This is a genomic window from Micromonospora reichwaldensis (assembly GCF_031845925.1).
In the GTDB taxonomy this organism is placed as follows: Bacteria; Actinomycetota; Actinomycetes; order Mycobacteriales; family Micromonosporaceae; genus Micromonospora; species Micromonospora reichwaldensis.
The window spans coordinates 1-16,416 of record NZ_JAVRFL010000025.1; the positions used below are offsets into that span (position 1 = coordinate 1).

Sequence of the window (16,416 nt, forward strand, 5' to 3'; positions counted from 1 at the left end):
CGTTCCTCAAGGGCCTCAAGCAGGTCGACGGATGGCAGGACATGCCCCTGACCAAGGCCGCCCAGACCGTGCAGGTGTCGGCCTACCCCGACCACTACGCCCAGTGGGAGCAGCAGGCCGCCGACCTGGTGGCCGAGCACTGGAACAGCTGACACAGACTTTCCACCACAAGGGGGATCGCTGGCCGGCACCCGAACACGGGGTGCCGGCCAGCGGCACATCCCGCGCCGGTGGAACATCGCAGGCCGTCGGCTGGTTGAATGAGGTGTCGGTGTGTTCAGTGTCCCCGGGCCTCACCTAAATTGCCTTCGCGGAATACCGTCCGGCTGGAGCCGCGTCGCGCCACTCGCCGAGAGGCGACCTGCACACCGACACCGGCGCCGCCCCCGAGCCTCCGGGCCCGGGGGCGGCGCTGTCTTCGCCGCCCCGCAGCCGAAGCCGATCACTGCGCGAACATCGGTGCGGTCGAAATCGAGCCGACCACCGCCCGGACACCGGGTCGCGAGCGGCCATGCCCCGAAGCCAGCATCGCGCCGCCCGCCGCCCGCCGCCCGCCGCCCGCCGCCCGCCGCCCGCCGCCCGCGTCGGCCGGGTACCGCGTGCGACGTCCCGCCCGCCGCCCGCGCCGGCGGGTACCGCGTGCGACGTCCCGCCCGCCGCCCGCGCCGGCCGGGTACCGCGTGCGACGTCCCGCCCGCCGCCCGCGCCGGCCGGGTACCGCGTGCGTGGTACCCGCCCGCCGCCCGCGCCGGCCGGGTACCACGTGCGACGTCCCGCCCGCCGTCCGCGTACCGCAAGCGGCTCCCGGCCGGCGAGCCCGCGGGCAGTGGCAGCCCCGAGCCGGTCGCGTACGGCCATGGCGACGCCGCGGGAAGCGGGCGGTGACCGTCGGGGTGGTGATCCGGCGGCACGGGTCGCGGTCCCGGGCGGCCTGGCCTATGTTCATGTTGGCGGTGTCGGACGGCCGGGAGGGGTGTCGCGCGTGGGCCTGCGGACCTTCATCCAGGGCTGGCCGGTATACCGGCAGCTCACCGGCACCGATCCGCTGGGCCGGGGCGCCGCGGCGCAGTCGGGCCGCTCGGCGGAGCTGACCGCCCGCACGGAGACCGCCGACAGCGTGGCGCGGTCGGTCTGTCCCTACTGCGCGGTCGGCTGCGGCCAGCGTGTGTTCGTCAAGGACGGCGCGGTCACCCAGATCGAGGGCGACCCGGACAGCCCGATCTCGCGGGGCCGGCTGTGCCCGAAGGGGTCGGCCAGCAAGAGCCTCGTCACCAGCCCTCTGCGGCAGACGAAGGTCCGCTACCGGCGGCCCTACGCCACCGAGTGGGAGGATCTGGAGCTCGACGTCGCGCTCGACATGATCGCCGATCGGATCCTCGCCGCGCGGGCGGAGACCTGGGAGGACGTCGACGCGCAGGGCCGGCCGCTCAACCGCACGCTGGGCATCTCCAGCCTGGGTGGGGCGACGCTGGACAACGAGGAGAACTACCTCATCAAGAAGCTTTTCACGGCGATGGGGGCGCTCCAGATCGAGAACCAGGCGCGCATTTGACACTCCGCCACCGTCCCCGGTCTGGGGGCCAGCTTCGGTCGCGGTGGCGCGACGGACTTCCAGCAGGACGTCGCCAACGCTGACGTCATCGTCATCCAGGGCTCGAACATGGCCGAGGCCCATCCGGTGGGCTTCCAGTGGGTGATGGAGGCCAAGCGGCGCGGCGCCAAGGTGTTCCACGTCGATCCGCGGTTCACCCGCACCAGCGCGGTGGCCGACACGTACCTGCCGATCCGCGCGGGCTCCGACATCGCGCTGCTCGGTGGCGTGGTGCGCCACATCCTGGAGAACGAGCTGGACTTCCGGGAGTACGTGCTGGCCTACACCAACGCCGCGACGATCGTCAGCGAGCGCTTCGTCGACACCGAGGACGGCGACGGTTTCTTCTCCGGCTTCGACCCGGAGACGGGCAGCTACGTCCAGGACTCCTGGCAGTACGCGGGCCACGAGTCCGACTCCGGCAGCGGGCACACCGCGAAGGAGCGGGACACCGCCGCCGGGCTGCGCCACGAGTCGCACGGCGCCGACGTGGGCGGGCAGGTGGAGCGGGACGAGACGTTGCAGCACCCCCGCTGCGTCTACCAGATCCTCAGGCGGCACTTCGCCCGCTACACCCCGGAGATGGTGGAGCGGGTCTGCGGCATCCCCCGGGAGAAGTTCCTGGAGCTGGCGCAGGCGTGGACGGCCAACTCGGGCCGGGAGCGCACCGGCGTGCTGATCTACTCGGTGGGGTGGACGCAGCACAGCGTCGGCGTGCAGTACATCCGTACCGGCGCGATCATCCAGCTGTTGCTGGGCAACATGGGCCGCCCCGGCGGGGGCATCCTGGCCCTGCGCGGGCACGCCAGCATCCAGGGCTCCACCGACATCCCGACGCTGTTCAACCTGCTCCCCGGCTACCTGCCGATGCCGCACCACGCCGACCACCCCACCTTCGACGAGTGGGTGGACAGCATCCGCCACCCGGGCCAGAAGGGCTTCTGGGGCAACGCCCGCGCCTACGCGGCGAGCCTGCTCAAGGCGTACTGGGGGGACGCGGCGACGCCGGAGAACGACTTCTGCTACGGGTACCTGCCCCGGATGACCGGCGACCACGGGACGTACCAGCAGGTGCTGAACATGATCGACGGGAAGGTGCGGGGCTACTTCCTGCTCGGCCAGAATCCGGCGGTCGGCTCGGCGCACGGCCGGGCGCAGCGCCTCGGCATGGCCAACCTCGACTGGCTGGTGGTCCGCGACCTCTTCATGATCGAGAGCGCCACGTTCTGGCGGAACAGCCCCGAGGTCGCCACCGGCGAGATCGTGCCGGAGCAGTGCAGGACGGAGGTGTTCTTCCTGCCGGCCGCCTCGCACGTGGAGAAGGAGGGCACCTTCACCCAGACCCAGCGGCTGCTGCAGTGGCGGGAGAAGGCCGTCGAACCGCCGGGCGACGCCCGCTCCGAGTTGTGGTTCTTCTACCACCTCGGGCGCCGGCTGCGGGAGAAGCTGGCCGGCTCCGACCTGCCGCGCGACCGGGCGCTGCTCGACCTGGCCTGGGACTATCCCACGCACGGTCCGCACGCCGAGCCGAGCGCCGAGGCGGTGCTGCGCGAGATCAACGGGTACGAGGTGGCGACCGGCCGCCCGCTGTCCGCCTTCGCCGAGGCCCGTGACGACGGTTCCACCGCCGTGGGCTGCTGGATCTACTCCGGGGTGTACGCCGACGGCGTCAACCAGGCGGCCCGGCGCAGGTCCCGCCACGAGCAGGACTGGGTGGCCGCCGAGTGGGGCTGGGCGTGGCCGGCGAACCGGCGCACCCTCTACAACCGGGCCTCGGCGGACCCGCAGGGCCGACCGTGGAGCGAGCGCAAGCGCTACGTCTGGTGGGACCCGGACGCCGGGGAGTGGACCGGCTACGACGTGCCGGACTTCGAGCGGACCAAGCCGCCGACGTACCGGCCGCCGGCGGGCGCGTCCGGCCCGGAGGGCATCGCCGGCGACGACCCGTTCGTCATGCAGGGCGACGGCAAGGGCTGGCTGTACGCGCCCAGCGGCGTGCTGGACGGGCCGCTGCCGACGCACTACGAGCCGGCCGAGTCGCCGGTGCGCAACCCGTTCTACCGGCAGCAGGCCAACCCCACCCGCAAGGTGTACGCGCACCCGGTGAACTCGGTGAACCCGAGCCCGCCGCAGGAGCACAGTCAGGTCTTCCCGTACGTGTTCACGGTCAGCCGGCTCACCGAGCACCACACGGCGGGCGGGATGAGCCGTACGGTGCGGCCCCTGGCGGAGCTGCAACCGGAGATGTTCGTCGAGGTGTCCCCGGAGTTGGCCGCGGAGGTGGGCCTGGCGCACCTGGGCTGGGCGCACCTGGTCAGCGGGCGGGCGGTCATCGAGGCGAAGGTGCTGGTCACCGACCGGCTCAGCCCGCTGCGCGTGGACGGTCGGGTGATCCACCAGGTGTGGCTGCCGTACCACTTCGGGTTCGAGGGCCTGGTGACGGGCGACTCGGCCAACGACCTGTTCGGGATCACCCTCGACCCGAACGTGCTGATCCAGGAGAGCAAGATCGGTACCTGTGACGTACGGCCCGGTCGGCGGCCCACCGGCCCGGCCCTGCTGGACCTGGTGGCCGACTACCAGCGGCGGGCGGGCATCGTCCCCGGGCAGCCGGCCCCGACGCTCACCCCGGGGGCGCTCGCCCCGCCGGAGCCCGCCGACGGCGCCGGGGAGGGCACCGATGCTTCCTGACCCGCACAGCCTGTCCGGGCCGCTGGACCCGGCTCCGGAGGCCGGCTGGACCGACGCCCCGCCCCGGATGGGCTTCTTCACCGACACGAGCGTCTGCATCGGCTGCAAGGCGTGCGAGGTGGCGTGCAAGGAGTGGAACGACGTCCCCGGCTCGGGGCTGGACCTGCTCGGCATGTCGTACGACAACACCGGCGCGCTGACCGCGAACTCGTGGCGGCACGTCGCGTTCGTCGAGCAGCCCCGCCCGGCGGGGCACCGCAGCCCGCCGTTCGCCGGCACGCCGACGGGCGGCTCGGTCAGCGCCTCGTCGGCGGCCGTGGCCGCCGGCGTCGGCAACCCGACCGGCACCGAGCCGGGGGTGCCGCCGGGCGCGGCGGACGCGGCCGCGCGGATGGCCGCCGGCACCGGGGCCGGCCCGGGGACCGGCGCCGGCGCGGGCACGGGCCCCGCCGGCACGAGCACGGCCGGCCGGACCGGCGGGCCGGAGTTCCTGGGGATGCCCGGGGCACAGCCGCCGGGGCGCGCCGGGGGCGCGGAGGGGCGCACCGACTTCCGCTGGCTGATGATGTCCGACGTGTGCAAGCACTGCACCCACGCGGCCTGCCTCGACGTCTGCCCCACCGGCTCGCTGTTCCGCACCGAGTTCGGCACGGTGGTGGTGCAGGAGGACATCTGCAACGGCTGCGGCTACTGCATCTCCGCCTGCCCCTACGGCGTCATCGACCAGCGCAAGGGCGACGGCCGCGCGTGGAAGTGCACGCTGTGCTACGACCGGATCGGCGCGGGCAGTACTCCGGCCTGCGCGCAGGCGTGCCCGACCGAGTCCATCCAGTACGGCCCCCTCGACGAGCTACGGGAGCGGGCCGCGGTCCGGGTGGCGACGCTGCACGAGCGGGGCGTGCCCGAGGCGCGGCTCTACGGGCACGACCCCGGCGACGGGGTCGGCGGCGACGGCGCGTTCTTCCTGCTGCTCGACGAGCCCGAGGTGTACGGGCTGCCCCCGGACCCGGTGGTCACCACACGGGACCTGCCGAAGATGTGGAGGCGCGCCGGCCTGGCCGCGCTGGCGATGGCGGCGGCGGCCGTGGCCGCGTTCGTGGGAGGTTCCTCATGAGTCCGGAGCGCGGTGGGCGCAGGCGGCGCGGCGGCGAGGAGCTGAGGGTCCCGGAGGCCGAGTTCACCTCCTACTACGGCCGGCCGATCCTCAAGGCGCCGGTCTGGAAGTGGGACATCGCCGCGTACCTGTTCACCGGCGGGCTGGCCGCCGGCTCGTCGCTGCTCGCGGCGGGCGGGCAGCTCACCGGGCGCCCCGCGCTGCGCCGCGCCGGCCGGGTCGCCTCGCTGGCGGCGGTCACCGCCAGCACCGTCTTCCTGATCAAGGACCTGGGGCGGCCCGCCCGGTTCCACCACATGCTGCGGGTGGCCAAGCCCACCTCGCCCATGTCCGTGGGCACCTGGATCCTCGGCGCCTTCGGCCCGGCCGCCGGGCTCGCGGCGGTCGCCGAGGGCGCGGCCTGGCTGCCCGAGCGGGGGCTGCCCGGCCTCGCCCGCCGGGTGCTGCCGCCGGTGGGGCACGCCGCCGGGCTGGCCGCCGCGGCGACCGCGCCGGCGCTGGCGACGTACACGGGGGTGCTGCTGGCCGACACGGCCGTGCCGTCGTGGCACGAGGCGTACCCGGAACTGCCGGTCATCTTCGCGGGCAGCGCCCTGGCCAGCGGCGCGGGAGTGGGGCTGATCGCCGCGCCCTGCGCGCAGACCGGTCCCGCCCGGCGGATGGCGGTGGCGGGCGCGGCCCTGGAGCTGTACGGCGCGCACCGGGTGGAGACCCGGCTCGGGCTGCTCAGCGAGCCCTACCGCACCGGCCGGCCCGGTCGCCTGCTGCGCGTGGGGCGGGCCCTGACCGCCGCGGGGGTGGCTGGCGCGTTGCTGGGTCGGCGCAGCCGCACGCTCTCCGCGCTGTCCGGGGTGGCGCTGCTGGGCGCCTCGGTGGCGACCCGGTTCGGCATCTTCGAGGGCGGCGTGGCCTCGGCGAAGGATCCGAAGTACACGGTGCTGCCGCAGCGGGAGCGCCTCGAGCGGCGGCGCGCCGCCGAGGGCTGACGCCTCCCCGCACACGTCCACCGGGCCTGTGGTTCACTGCTGCGTGGAGGCGTTCAGGCGGCTGGTGCCCCTCCCGGTCTTCAAAACCGGTGTGGTCCGGGATCCGGGCCAGGCGGGTTCGATTCCCGTCCGTCTCCGCCATGCTGCGGAAGTGGGGATCATGGGGGACGTCGCGGCCGATCCGCGCCGGCGGGTGCCGCGCACCGACGCGGTGCTCGCCGACCCCCGGCTGGCCGCCGCGGCGGGCACCCTGGGTCGGGAGCGGGTCAAGGCCGCCGTCCACCGCGCCCAGGAGCGCGCCCGCCGGGGCGAGATCACCCCCGAGGCGGTACGCGACGCCGCGCTGGCCGCCCTGCCGGCGCCGGCGCCCCGGGCGGTGCTCAACGCCACCGGTGTGGTGCTGCACACCAACCTGGGTCGCGCCGCGCTGTCGCCCGCCGCCGTCGCGGCGGTCGCCGCCGCCACCGGGCACACCGACGTCGAGTTGGACCTGCGCACCGGGCGGCGGGCCCGGCGCGGACGCGACGCCCTCGACGCCCTCGCGGCCGCGGTGCCGGACGCGGGCGCGGTGCACGTGGTCAACAACGGCGCCGCCGCGCTGGTGCTCGCCGCGACCGCGCTGGCCGCCGACGCCGAGATCGTCGTCAGCCGGGGCGAGCTGGTGGAGATCGGCGACGGGTTCCGCCTGCCCGACCTGCTGGAGAGCACCGGCGCCCGGCTGCGCGAGGTCGGCACCACCAACCGCACCACACTCGACGACTACGCCGCCGCGATCGGTCCCCGGACCGGCTTCGTGCTCAAGGTGCACCCGTCGAACTTCCAGGTCACCGGCTTCACCTCCGCCGTGCCCGTACGCGCGCTGGCCACCCTCGGCGTCCCCGTGGTCGCCGACATCGGCTCCGGGCTGCTCGCGCCCGACCCGTTGCTGCCCGCCGAGCCGGACGCCGCCAGCACCCTGCGGGCCGGGGCGGCGCTGGTCACCGCCAGCGGCGACAAGCTGCTCGGCGGCCCGCAGGCCGGGCTGCTGCTCGGTGCCGCCGACCTGGTCGAGCGGCTGCGCCGGCACCCCCTCGCCCGGGCGTTGCGGGTGGACAAGCTGACCCTCGCCGCGCTCGCCGCCACCCTCGCCGATCCGGCCACCCCCACCCGGGCCGCGCTGCACGCCGACCCGGGCGCGCTGCGGGCGCGCACCGAGCGGCTGTGCGCCGCGCTCGCCGCCGACGGGTGCGAGGCGCAGGTGGTGCCCGCCGGGGCGGTCGTCGGCGGCGGTGGCGCCCCCGGCGTCGAGCTGCCCTCGTGGGCGCTCGCCCTGCCCGAGCGGTACGCGCAGCCACTGCGCGTCGGCGACCCGCCGGTGCTGGGCCGGGTGGTACGCGGGCGGCTGCTGCTGGACCTGCGCTGCGTGCCCGCCGACGCCGACGCGGCGCTGCGCGCCGCCGTGCTGCGCGTGCCCGGGGAGGACTGAGGCGTGTTCGTGGTGGCCACCGCCGGGCACGTCGACCACGGCAAGTCGACACTGGTCCGGGCCCTGACCGGGATGGAACCCGACCGGTGGGCCGAGGAACGCCGCCGGGGCATGACCATCGACCTCGGCTTCGCCTGGAGCACGCTGCCCTCGGGCGCGACGGTGGCGTTCGTCGACGTGCCGGGGCACGAGCGGTTCGTGCCGAACATGCTCGCCGGCGTCGGCCCGGTGCCCGCCGCGCTGGTCGTCGTCGCCGCCGACGAGGGCTGGATGCCGCAGTCGGCCGAGCACCTGGCGGCACTGGACGCGCTCGGGGTGTCGTACGGCCTGCTGGTGGTGACCCGCGCGGACCTGGCGGATCCGGGGCCGGCGACGGCCCGCGCCCGGGCGGAGCTGGCCGCCACGTCCCTCGGCGCGGTCGACGCGGTGGCGGTGAGCGCGGCGACCGGCGCCGGCCTGCCGCAGCTGCGCGCGGCGCTGGACCGGCTCGCCGCCCGGCTGCCCGCCCCGCGTGCCGACGCCCCGGTGCGGCTGTGGGTGGACCGCGCCTTCACCGTCCGCGGCGCCGGCACGGTGGTGACCGGCACGCTCGGCGCAGGTCGGCTGCGGGTGGGCGACGAGCTGGAGCTGGCCGGCAGCGCGGAGGCGGTGCGGGTACGCGGCCTGCACTCCCTCGGCGTGGCCCGGCCCGAGGTCGGCCCGGTCGCCCGGGTGGCGGTGAACCTGCGCGGCACGCCCCGGGACCGGCTGGGGCGCGGCGACGCGCTGCTCACCCCCGGCCGGTTCCACCGCACGGACCTGCTGGACGTGCGGCTGGCCGGCGACCCGACCGGGGAGCTGCCGGCCACCCTGACCCTGCACATCGGCGCGGCGGCGGTGCCGGCCCGGGTCCGGCCGCTCGGCCCGGACACGGCCCGGCTGCGGCTGGCCCGGCCGTTGCCGCTGCTGGTCGGGGACCGGGCGCTGCTGCGCGACCCGGGTCGGCACCACGTCGCGGGCGGGGTGACCGTGCTGGACGTGGCGCCGCCGCCGCTGACCCGTCGGGGCGCGGCGGTCGCCCGCGCGGCGGTGCTGGCGACGGTGGACGGCCGCCCCGAGCTGGCCGGCGAGCTGCGCCGGCGGCGGCTGGCCCGGGCCGCCGACCTGATCCGCATGGGCGTCGAGGTCGCCGGCCGGCCGGTCGCCGGCGACTGGCTGGCCGACCCGGAGCACTGGCGGGGCCTCGGCGCCCGGCTGGTCGAGGAGGTCGCCCGGCACTCGCGGGAACATCCGCTGGAGGCGGGCGCGCCGGTCGAGCTGCTGCGCCAGCGCCTCGACCTGCCCGAGCGGGCGCTGGTCGAGGCGCTGGTCCGGCCGCCGCTGCGGCTGCGCGCCGGTCGGGTCACCGCGTCGGCGGTCGACGCGCTGCCGGAACCGGTGGCCCGGGCGGTGGCCCGGGTCCGCGCCGAGTACGCCGACCGCCCGTTCCGCGCCCCCGAGGCCGAGCACCTCGCCGACCTGGGGCTGGGCCCCCGGGAGATCGGCGCGGCCGTACGCGCGGGGGCGCTGCTGCGCCTCGCCGAGAACGTGGTGCTGCTGCCCGGCGCGGCCGACGACGCCGTGCGGGTGCTGGCCGGGCTGCCCCAGCCGTTCACGCTCAGCGCCGCGCGGCGGGCGTTGGACACCACCCGCCGGGTCGCGGTGCCGCTGCTGGAGCTGCTGGACCGTCGCGGCGCCACCCGCCGGCTGCCCGACGACGCCCGGGTCGTGGTGACGGCCCGGTCCTGAAGCCGCCCCGGCGGTGTCGGCGGTCGCCTAGCGTGACGCCATGGACCCTTCCGCGGTCTGGCGGGACCGGCAGCACAAGTGGCGGATCGAGGCGTACCGGGCGCCGGACCTGCGTTTCGCGATCTTCGCCACCAACGGCACCACCGAGTCCGCGCCGCTGTGGCTGTTCGGGATGTCGGCGCTGGCCCGGTGGCTGATGACGCACAAGATCTCCCTCGACGACCTGGAGGTCGACTGACATGGGGGCGCAGCTCGGTCAGCTCGCGCTCGTGGCGGTGCTGGTGCTCATCAACGCGGCCCTGTCGGGCAGCGAGATGGCGCTGGTGACGCTGCGCGAGGGGCAGGTGCGGCAGTTGGGCCGGCGCAGCCGGTCCGGGGAGCGGCTGGCCCGGCTGGTCCGCGACCCCAACCGGTACCTGGCGACCATCCAGCTCGGCATCACCCTCGCCGGGTTCCTCGCCTCCGCCGCCGCCGCGGTGTCCCTGGCCGAGCCGCTGGTCGGGCCGCTGGGCTTCCTCGGCGGGGCCGCGCGCGGGGCGGCGGTCGTCCTGGTCACCGTGCTGCTGACGTTCGTCACCCTGGTCGTCGGCGAACTGGCCCCCAAGCGGCTGGCGATGCAGCGCGCGGAACGCTGGGGACTGGTCAGCGCCGGGCCGCTGGACCTGCTGGCCCGGCTGTCCCGGCCGGCGGTCTGGCTGCTCAGCAAGGCCACCGACGTGGTGGTGCGGCTCGCCGGCGGGGACCCGCGCGCCAGCCGTACGGAGATGAGCGAGGACGAGCTGCGGGAGATCCTGGTCAGCCAGCGGGGCCTGTCCGCACAGCAGCGCGAGATCCTCACCGGCGCGTTCGACATCGCCGGCCGGACGCTGCGGGACATCCTGGTGCCCCGGCTGGACGTGACGGTGCTGCCCGAGACGATGCCCGCGGCCGACGGGCTGCGCCGGCTCGCCGCCGCCGGCCGCTCCCGCGCCCCGGTCGTGGGGCCGGGTGGGCTCGACGCGGTGCGGGGCGTGGTGCACATCCGCGAACTCGTCGGAGCGGACGTGGCGACGGTCGCCGACCGGGCCCGTCCGCCGCTGCTGCTGCCCGGCACCCTGCCCGTCGCCGACGCGCTGCGCGAGCTGCGGCTGTGCCACCAGCAGCTCGCCCTGGTCGTCGACGAGCACGGCGGGGTCGACGGCATGATCACCATGGAGGACCTGCTGGCGGAGGTCGTCGGGGAGCTGTACGACGAGACCGACCGGGACGTGACCGGGGTGACCCGGGAACCGGACGGCTCGCTGCTGATGCCCGGCGACTTCCCGCTGCACGACCTGGCCGACGTCGGTGTCCGCCTGCACTTCCGGCCGTCGCGGGAGTACACGACGGTGGCCGGGCTGGTACTGGCCGGGCTGGGGCACCTGCCGACCGGACCGGGGGAGACCGTGCACCTGCCGGGGCTGACCGTCGAGGTGGTGGAGGTGGCCGGCCGCACGATCCGCCGGGTCCGGCTGCGCGGCTTCTCCGCCGGCCCCGACCCGGTCGGGTGACGGCGGCGGGAACCGCCACGAACGACGCGGATTGGGACGTACCGTCCGGTACGTGAAGGACCGAGGGATGCGGACGTTCGTCACCGTGCTGGCCGGGCTCGCGGTGATCTACTTCGGCACCACCGGCCGCAGCGAGGAGGACGGCCGGGGCGTCTCCGGCGGCCTCGTCGTGCTCGCGCTGCTGGCGGCGCTGCTGGTGTGGCACCTGACGAAGCCGGGCGACAAGACGGCCAAGTAGCCCGCTCACGCGGCGGCGGCGCGGGTGACCTCCCCGGCGGACTCCTCGCCGAGGGCCACCCGGACCAGCGCCGAGGCGAGCCGGCCGAAGTCGCCCGGGTCGACCAGCCCGGCCAGCCGGTCCGCCGAGCCGGGCAGGCCGAGGCGTTTCGCGCCGGCCAGGGCCCGCTGGTCGGCGTACGGGCGCAGGTCGGTCCAGGCCACCTGCGCCTCGCGCAGGAAGATGTCGGCGCCGGTGGGGCCGATGCCGGGGAACTCGGTCAGCAGCCGGCGCAGCCCGGCCGGTTCACCGCCGCCGTCGCGGTGCAGCCGGCGCAGGTCGCCCCGCCAGCGGTCCAGGCACAACCGGGCGCCGGTGCCGAGCATCGTCGAGGTCCGCTCGTCGTAGCGGCGGTAGTGGCCCCGGCCCAGCGCGTCGACCCGGTCCTGCCAGCTCGCCGCCTCCATCGCCTGCGGGGTCCGGTAGCCGGCGGCGAAGAGTTCGCGGGCGGCCGCCACGGCCACCCGGGCCCGGATCCGGGTGCTCAGCAGCGTGGCGAGCACCAGCAGCTGGTAGAGCGGGGCGGGCCGGTCGGCGAGCGTGATGCCCGCCTCCTCGGCGTACGTGCGGCCCCGCCGCTCCAGCAGGACCCGCGTCACCCTCCGGTCGTCGCCCATCCTCGGGGTGTACCCGCCCTGCGCCCGGCCACCCCTGCGGCCGTCCGCCCCGGCGGGTATGCCGCCGGGGCGGACGGGTAACCGACGTCGGACACGGCCGGACCCCGGAAGGAGAAACCCGTGGTGAATCCGCAGCAGGAGGAGTTCCGCCGCAACAACAAGGGCGCCACCAGCCAGGACAGCAAGGGCCCCAACCCCGCGGGGCACCCGCGCAACCGCGGCTCGTCGCACGGCGACGAGGGTCGCCCGGTGCCCCGGGGGCAGGTGTCGCCGTACGGCCCGGCCACGGAGCCGGTCGCCGACGACGAGAGCGCCCGGGGCTAGCAGCTCCGGCCCGCGACGGGCGGCCGCAGCCGGTTCCAGGTGGCTGCGGCCGCCACGCCGTACGCGAGGTGCGGCACGATGTCGGCCAGCCAGTCCGACCGTCGCCACGTGCGCGGATCGGTCACGCCCAGCACGGTCATCGACCCGTCGGACATCGTCATGACGGTGCCGCCGAGCACCGCGGCGGCGAGTGGCAGCGGCATCCGGCGGCCCCGGGCGAGCAGGGCGTACCCGATGCCAGCCGCTACGCCGATCCCGTAGCCGAGCAGGGGCCCGAGGCCCGAGCGGCGGTTGGCCGCCCGGTCCTCGGGCCCCAGGTCGACGTGTGCCACCTGGGCCACCCGCCCGGCGCTCTCCTCCGGGGTGCTGCTCGCCGGCCGCGCCCTCAGCACCATGTCGAGGTAGCTGACCATGTTCAGGGCGGCGCTGCCGACCGCGCCGGCGATCGCCCCGTCGGCCAGGCTCATGACCCTCACCTTGGGTCGCCCGGTTCGCGCTCGCCCTTCGGGCCGTAGACCCGCTCGCCGCGGACGACCCCCCGCTGTCCCCGGTCGGACTGCAGGATCCGGTTGGCCACGTCGTTGGCCTTGTCGTCCGGCACCCGTCGTCCCGAATCGTCGATCGCGTTCCGGATGCGCGCCCGCTGCTTGTCGTACGCGTTGCTGCCCGGCCGTGGTCCTGGCATCACTGCCTCCTCCGGTCGTCGTCGCCGTTGGCGTACCGCGCTCGTCTACCCGCCTGCGCGGGGACCAACCCCGCGACCGGTCCGGCGCGGCGCCCGGGGACGGCGGCCGGCTCAGCGCGGTGCGCGGATCACCGCGACCGGGCAGTCGGCGTGGTGCAGCAGCGACTGGCTCACCGAGCCCAGCAGCAGCCCGGTCAGCTCGCCGCGTCCCTGCCGGCCGACCACCAGCAGCTGGGCCCGCCGGGACGCCTCGGCGAGCACGGTGGTGGGGCGGCCCCGCGTGGTCTCCCGGCTGACCGGCACGTCCGGCCAGCGCTCCGTGAGCCCCGCCAGAGACTCGGCGACCACCCGCTCCTCCTCGGAACGCAGCTCGGCGTCGTCGTACACCAGTGGTCGCATGTCCCCGGGGCCGGTGGAGGTCGGATGCCGGTAGGCGTGCAACGCGACCAGCGCCGCGCCGCGCACCGACGCCTCCTCCATGGCGAACTCCGCGGCGAGCCGGGCCGTCTCGGAGCCGTCCACGCCGACGACGACGGCCCCGTCGGGGTGGTCGGTGCCCCGGGCGACCAGCACGGGACAGTCGGCGTAGGCGGCGACCTGCACCGCGACGGAGCCCACCACCAGGGCGGAGAAGCCGCCGAGCCCCCGGTCGCCGAGCACGATCATCGCGGCGGCCGGCGACTCGCCGAGCAGCACCGCGGCGGCCTCGCCGTCGATGATCTCGCCGGAGATCCGCAACCCGGGCACCGTCGCCTCGGCCTCGTCCGTGGCGGCGGCGACGACCTGCTCCGCCTGGTGCCGCAGGCCGGCGCCGGGTGGGCCGGCGGCGGGGGCGTCGACCGGCACGCGCAGCAGGGGCCAGATGAAGGCGTGCACGATCCGCAGTGGCCGGTGCCGGCGGGCCGCCTCGACGGCGGCGAGCCGCACGGCGCGCAGCGACGAGTCCGAGCCGTCCGCGCCGACGACCACCGCCGCGCCGTTCGCCGAGTTCACCGCCCCACCTCCCGCCGCTTCCCGGCCAGTATCGCGGCCGGGAACCCGTCGGCGGGCCGATACCGCGCAGGCCGACCGGTGGGTACGCTGTCCACGCCCACCGGGGGAGGGAGCGTCGTCGATGGTTGAGCCGGACCAGCCGAGCACCGCGCGGATGATCGATTTCTGGCTCGGCGGGGAGCACCACTTCCCGGTCGACGTGGCGGCCGCCCGCGACTTCGAGCAGGCGTACGGGCCGTGCGAGCCGGTCTTCCGTGAGTTGCGCGCGTTTCTCGGCCGGGCGGTCCGGGCGATGGCCGCGCGGGGGGTCGACAGCTTCCTCGTCTTCGGCGCCGGGGTGCCCACCATGGGCAACGTGCACGAGGCCGCCCCGGACGCCACCGTCCTCTACACCGACGTCGACCCGGTCACCATCCGGCTCGGTCAGCGCCTGCTGGCCGGCAGCGACCGGGCCGGCTACGGCTACGGCGACGCCACCGACATCGGCACGGTCGACCGTGCCCAGCTGCACCGGTTCGTGCCGGGGTGGGGGAGGAGACCGGTCGGCGTGGTCTTCCTCGGTCTGGCCGCGTTCCTCGACGACGAGACGCTTGCCCGCACCCTCGACGAGCTCTACGAGGCCACCGCGCCGGGCAGCCTGCTCGCCGTCGACTTCGACACGGAGGAACTGGCCGGCTTTCCGGCGGCCCTCGCGATGATGGGCCCGGCGTTCCGGATGCGCCCGCCGGCCGCATTCGTGCCGCTGCTGGGCCGCTGGACACCCACCGGGGACGGCATCGTCCCGATCGCCCGGTGGCGGCCGGACGGCCCGCCCGCGCAGGTTCCCGACGCCTTCCACGGCGGGGTCGCCGTCCACTCCCCGGCGTGCTGACGCCTTCGGACGGCGAGGTACGCGTGTGCGGCCTACCGTCCTGACCGGCCGTCACCGCGGCACCCGGATCGCCGCCTGGACACCGGTCGCCTGAACACCGATCGCCGCCCGCTGCCGCAGCAACCTGGCCGTGGTCGGTGCGTGCGGCTGCACCCGCCGGCCGAGGCGACGTGGGCGCCGCGCGCCGTGCCCCACCCGTGTGCGGGGGCACGGCGGCTGGCACCCGCCGTGCGCCCGCCCGCTTGGAGGGCGGGGGAGAGGGCTCCGTATGATGCTTGCCCTACGGCAAGCTTCCGGAGGATGATCATGTTGGAGGCACCGGGCCAGGTCTCGCGTGCGCTTCGTTCGGCCCCGCCCGACCAGGTGGTGGAGGCGGCGGACCGGGCCATCCGGTCCGCCCTGGGCGCCTCGCGAACGGACGTGTTCATCGCCGACTACCGGATCACCGGGCTCTGGCCGGTGCTCGACGCGGACCTCTCCGGCGGCAGCTTCCTCGCCTGCCACGACGCGGCGCAGCGCTGCTACAGCAGCCAGCAGCCGATGACCGACACCGACGACGAGGGCCGGTGCCGGCTCTACCTGCCGCTGTCGGTGTGGGGGGAGCGGCTGGGCGTGCTCCTGGTCGAGCTGCCCGGCCCGCCCGACCCGGACGTCGTCGAGCGGGCTGCGGACATCGCCGGTGAGTTGGCCGTCGTGCTGCGCGCGGCGGACCGGGAGACCGACCGGTACCGCCGGGTCCGCCGGCGGGAGCGACTCAGCATGGCCGCCGAGATGCAGTGGGAACTGCTGCCGGGACGCGGCGTGAGCCACGCGGCGTTCGAACTCGCCGGCCAGCTGGAACCGGCGTACACGGTCGGCGGGGACCACTTCGACTGGTCCGTGGACGACGACCGGCTCACCGTGACGGTGCTCAACGGCGCCGGCATCGGGCTGTCGGCGTCGCTGCTGACCGCCGTCACCGTGAACGCGCTGCGCAACGCCCGGCGCTCCGGAGGCAGCCTCGTCGAGCAGGCCGAGTTGGCCTCCGACACCGTCTTCTACCAGCACCGCGGTCGCCGGTACGTGGCCACGCTGCTTCTCGAACTGGACACCGTCACCGGGCGGGTGCGGGCGGTGGACGCCGGCTCCCCGCACCTGCTGCGGGTGCGCGGTGGCACGGTGACGCCCATCGACCTGGAGCAGCAGCTGCCGCTGGGCATGTTCGCCGAGGCCCGCTACGACGTCCAGGAGTTCGCGCTGGAACCGGGTGACCGGCTGTTCGTGGTCAGCGACGGGGTGTGGGCCGCCGACCCCGGTGACCGCGGGGCGTACGGCGAGCGGACGATGGCGCGGGCGATGCGGTCCACGCGGCTGCAACCGCCGGCGGAAGCAGTTGGTACGGTGATGCGCGAACTGCACGCCTGGCACGCGGACGCCGATTTGCGCGACGACGCGGTCGTCGTCTGCCTGGACTGGCGTGGTTCCGCCGGGCGGGGCGACGGGTGAGAGCCGTCGTCGCACCGGCAG

Annotated in this window: 15 protein-coding genes and 1 tRNA gene; 12 read left to right on the plus strand and 4 right to left on the minus strand. The window is 75.8% G+C overall.

Translation table 11 applies throughout. The features are described from left to right. Positions 1 to 982: 982 nt before the first annotated feature. The 9 genes from fdh to RM555_RS20515 all read left to right on the plus strand — a co-directional run bounded on the left by fdh (position 983) and on the right by RM555_RS20515 (position 11,381). Positions 983 to 4,282 carry a formate dehydrogenase gene (fdh, locus tag RM555_RS20475; RefSeq protein ID WP_311413251.1) on the plus strand — a complete coding sequence of 1,100 codons (3,300 nt, stop codon included), beginning with the start codon at positions 983 to 985 and terminating at the stop codon, positions 4,280 to 4,282. Further along, a complete protein-coding gene (locus tag RM555_RS20480) occupies positions 4,272 to 5,396 on the plus strand; it encodes a 4Fe-4S dicluster domain-containing protein (protein ID WP_311413252.1) in 1,125 nt (374 codons plus the stop codon). The genes fdh and RM555_RS20480 overlap by 11 nt, the downstream gene beginning before the upstream one ends. Then, on the plus strand, positions 5,393 to 6,382 hold the full coding sequence (nrfD, locus tag RM555_RS20485) for an NrfD/PsrC family molybdoenzyme membrane anchor subunit (protein ID WP_311413253.1): 990 nt from the start codon (positions 5,393 to 5,395) through the stop codon (positions 6,380 to 6,382). The genes RM555_RS20480 and nrfD overlap by 4 nt, the downstream gene beginning before the upstream one ends. Before the next feature lie 45 nt (positions 6,383 to 6,427). Continuing rightward, positions 6,428 to 6,523: transfer RNA gene (locus RM555_RS20490), tRNA-Sec, on the plus strand. 19 nt (positions 6,524 to 6,542) lie between these two features. Continuing rightward, positions 6,543 to 7,847, plus strand: a complete 1,305-nt coding sequence (gene selA / locus RM555_RS20495) for an L-seryl-tRNA(Sec) selenium transferase (protein WP_311413254.1) — start codon at positions 6,543 to 6,545, stop codon at positions 7,845 to 7,847. 3 nt (positions 7,848 to 7,850) lie between these two features. Continuing rightward, positions 7,851 to 9,614, plus strand: a complete 1,764-nt coding sequence (selB, locus tag RM555_RS20500; RefSeq protein ID WP_311413255.1) for a selenocysteine-specific translation elongation factor — start codon at positions 7,851 to 7,853, stop codon at positions 9,612 to 9,614. Positions 9,615 to 9,654: 40 nt separating this feature from the next. Beyond that, positions 9,655 to 9,852 (plus strand): hypothetical protein, encoded by a 198-nt coding sequence (locus RM555_RS20505; RefSeq protein WP_089000292.1) that lies wholly within the window; start codon positions 9,655 to 9,657, stop codon positions 9,850 to 9,852. 1 nt (position 9,853) lies between these two features. Further along, positions 9,854 to 11,143 (plus strand): hemolysin family protein, encoded by a 1,290-nt coding sequence (locus tag RM555_RS20510; RefSeq protein WP_311413256.1) that lies wholly within the window; start codon positions 9,854 to 9,856, stop codon positions 11,141 to 11,143. Positions 11,144 to 11,195: 52 nt separating this feature from the next. Next, on the plus strand, positions 11,196 to 11,381 hold the full coding sequence (locus RM555_RS20515) for a hypothetical protein (RefSeq protein WP_148710079.1): 186 nt from the start codon (positions 11,196 to 11,198) through the stop codon (positions 11,379 to 11,381). 5 nt (positions 11,382 to 11,386) lie between these two features. Here RM555_RS20515 and RM555_RS20520 read toward each other — a convergent pair whose 3' ends face one another. After that, on the minus strand, positions 11,387 to 12,037 hold the full coding sequence (locus RM555_RS20520; RefSeq protein WP_311413257.1) for a hypothetical protein: 651 nt from the start codon (positions 12,035 to 12,037) through the stop codon (positions 11,387 to 11,389). 120 nt (positions 12,038 to 12,157) lie between these two features. On the opposite strand from RM555_RS20520, the gene RM555_RS20525 reads away from it, so the two are divergent. After that, positions 12,158 to 12,361: a hypothetical protein gene (locus RM555_RS20525; RefSeq protein ID WP_132237737.1), complete on the plus strand. Its 204-nt coding sequence runs from the start codon at positions 12,158 to 12,160 to the stop codon at positions 12,359 to 12,361. Here the strand turns inward: RM555_RS20525 and RM555_RS20530 are convergent. From RM555_RS20530 to RM555_RS20540, 3 genes are all read right to left on the minus strand, one after another. Further along, positions 12,358 to 12,837 carry a hypothetical protein gene (locus RM555_RS20530; protein ID WP_311413258.1) on the minus strand — a complete coding sequence of 160 codons (480 nt, stop codon included), beginning with the start codon at positions 12,835 to 12,837 and terminating at the stop codon, positions 12,358 to 12,360. The two genes, RM555_RS20525 and RM555_RS20530, sit on opposite strands and share 4 nt — an antisense overlap. After that, positions 12,834 to 13,046 carry a phosphatidylethanolamine-binding protein gene (locus tag RM555_RS20535; protein WP_132237733.1) on the minus strand — a complete coding sequence of 71 codons (213 nt, stop codon included), beginning with the start codon at positions 13,044 to 13,046 and terminating at the stop codon, positions 12,834 to 12,836. The genes RM555_RS20530 and RM555_RS20535 overlap by 4 nt, the downstream gene beginning before the upstream one ends. A 111-nt stretch (positions 13,047 to 13,157) precedes the next feature. Beyond that, positions 13,158 to 14,039, minus strand: a complete 882-nt coding sequence (locus RM555_RS20540; RefSeq protein ID WP_311413259.1) for a universal stress protein — start codon at positions 14,037 to 14,039, stop codon at positions 13,158 to 13,160. A 121-nt stretch (positions 14,040 to 14,160) separates the two neighbouring features. Between RM555_RS20540 and RM555_RS20545 the strand changes: the two genes are divergently transcribed. Together RM555_RS20545 and RM555_RS20550 are read left to right on the plus strand one after the other, a co-directional pair. Next, the gene (locus RM555_RS20545) at positions 14,161 to 14,910 is read left to right on the plus strand and encodes an SAM-dependent methyltransferase (protein WP_311413260.1); all 750 of its coding nucleotides are present in this window, start codon (positions 14,161 to 14,163) and stop codon (positions 14,908 to 14,910) included. 306 nt (positions 14,911 to 15,216) lie between these two features. After that, the gene (locus RM555_RS20550; protein ID WP_311413261.1) at positions 15,217 to 16,395 is read left to right on the plus strand and encodes a PP2C family protein-serine/threonine phosphatase; all 1,179 of its coding nucleotides are present in this window, start codon (positions 15,217 to 15,219) and stop codon (positions 16,393 to 16,395) included. Positions 16,396 to 16,416 lie beyond the last annotated feature (21 nt).

Coding starts and splice junctions, on each gene's coding strand:
- RM555_RS20505 (WP_089000292.1), top strand. CDS start 9,655: ATGGACCCTTCCGCGGTCTGGCGGGACCGGCAGCACAAGTGGCGGATC.
- selA (WP_311413254.1), top strand. CDS start 6,543: ATGGGGGACGTCGCGGCCGATCCGCGCCGGCGGGTGCCGCGCACCGAC.
- RM555_RS20535 (WP_132237733.1), bottom strand. CDS start 13,046: ATGCCAGGACCACGGCCGGGCAGCAACGCGTACGACAAGCAGCGGGCG.
- RM555_RS20510 (WP_311413256.1), top strand. CDS start 9,854: ATGGGGGCGCAGCTCGGTCAGCTCGCGCTCGTGGCGGTGCTGGTGCTC.
- RM555_RS20550 (WP_311413261.1), top strand. CDS start 15,217: ATGTTGGAGGCACCGGGCCAGGTCTCGCGTGCGCTTCGTTCGGCCCCG.
- RM555_RS20480 (WP_311413252.1), top strand. CDS start 4,272: ATGCTTCCTGACCCGCACAGCCTGTCCGGGCCGCTGGACCCGGCTCCG.
- RM555_RS20545 (WP_311413260.1), top strand. CDS start 14,161: ATGGTTGAGCCGGACCAGCCGAGCACCGCGCGGATGATCGATTTCTGG.
- RM555_RS20520 (WP_311413257.1), bottom strand. CDS start 12,037: ATGGGCGACGACCGGAGGGTGACGCGGGTCCTGCTGGAGCGGCGGGGC.
- nrfD (WP_311413253.1), top strand. CDS start 5,393: ATGAGTCCGGAGCGCGGTGGGCGCAGGCGGCGCGGCGGCGAGGAGCTG.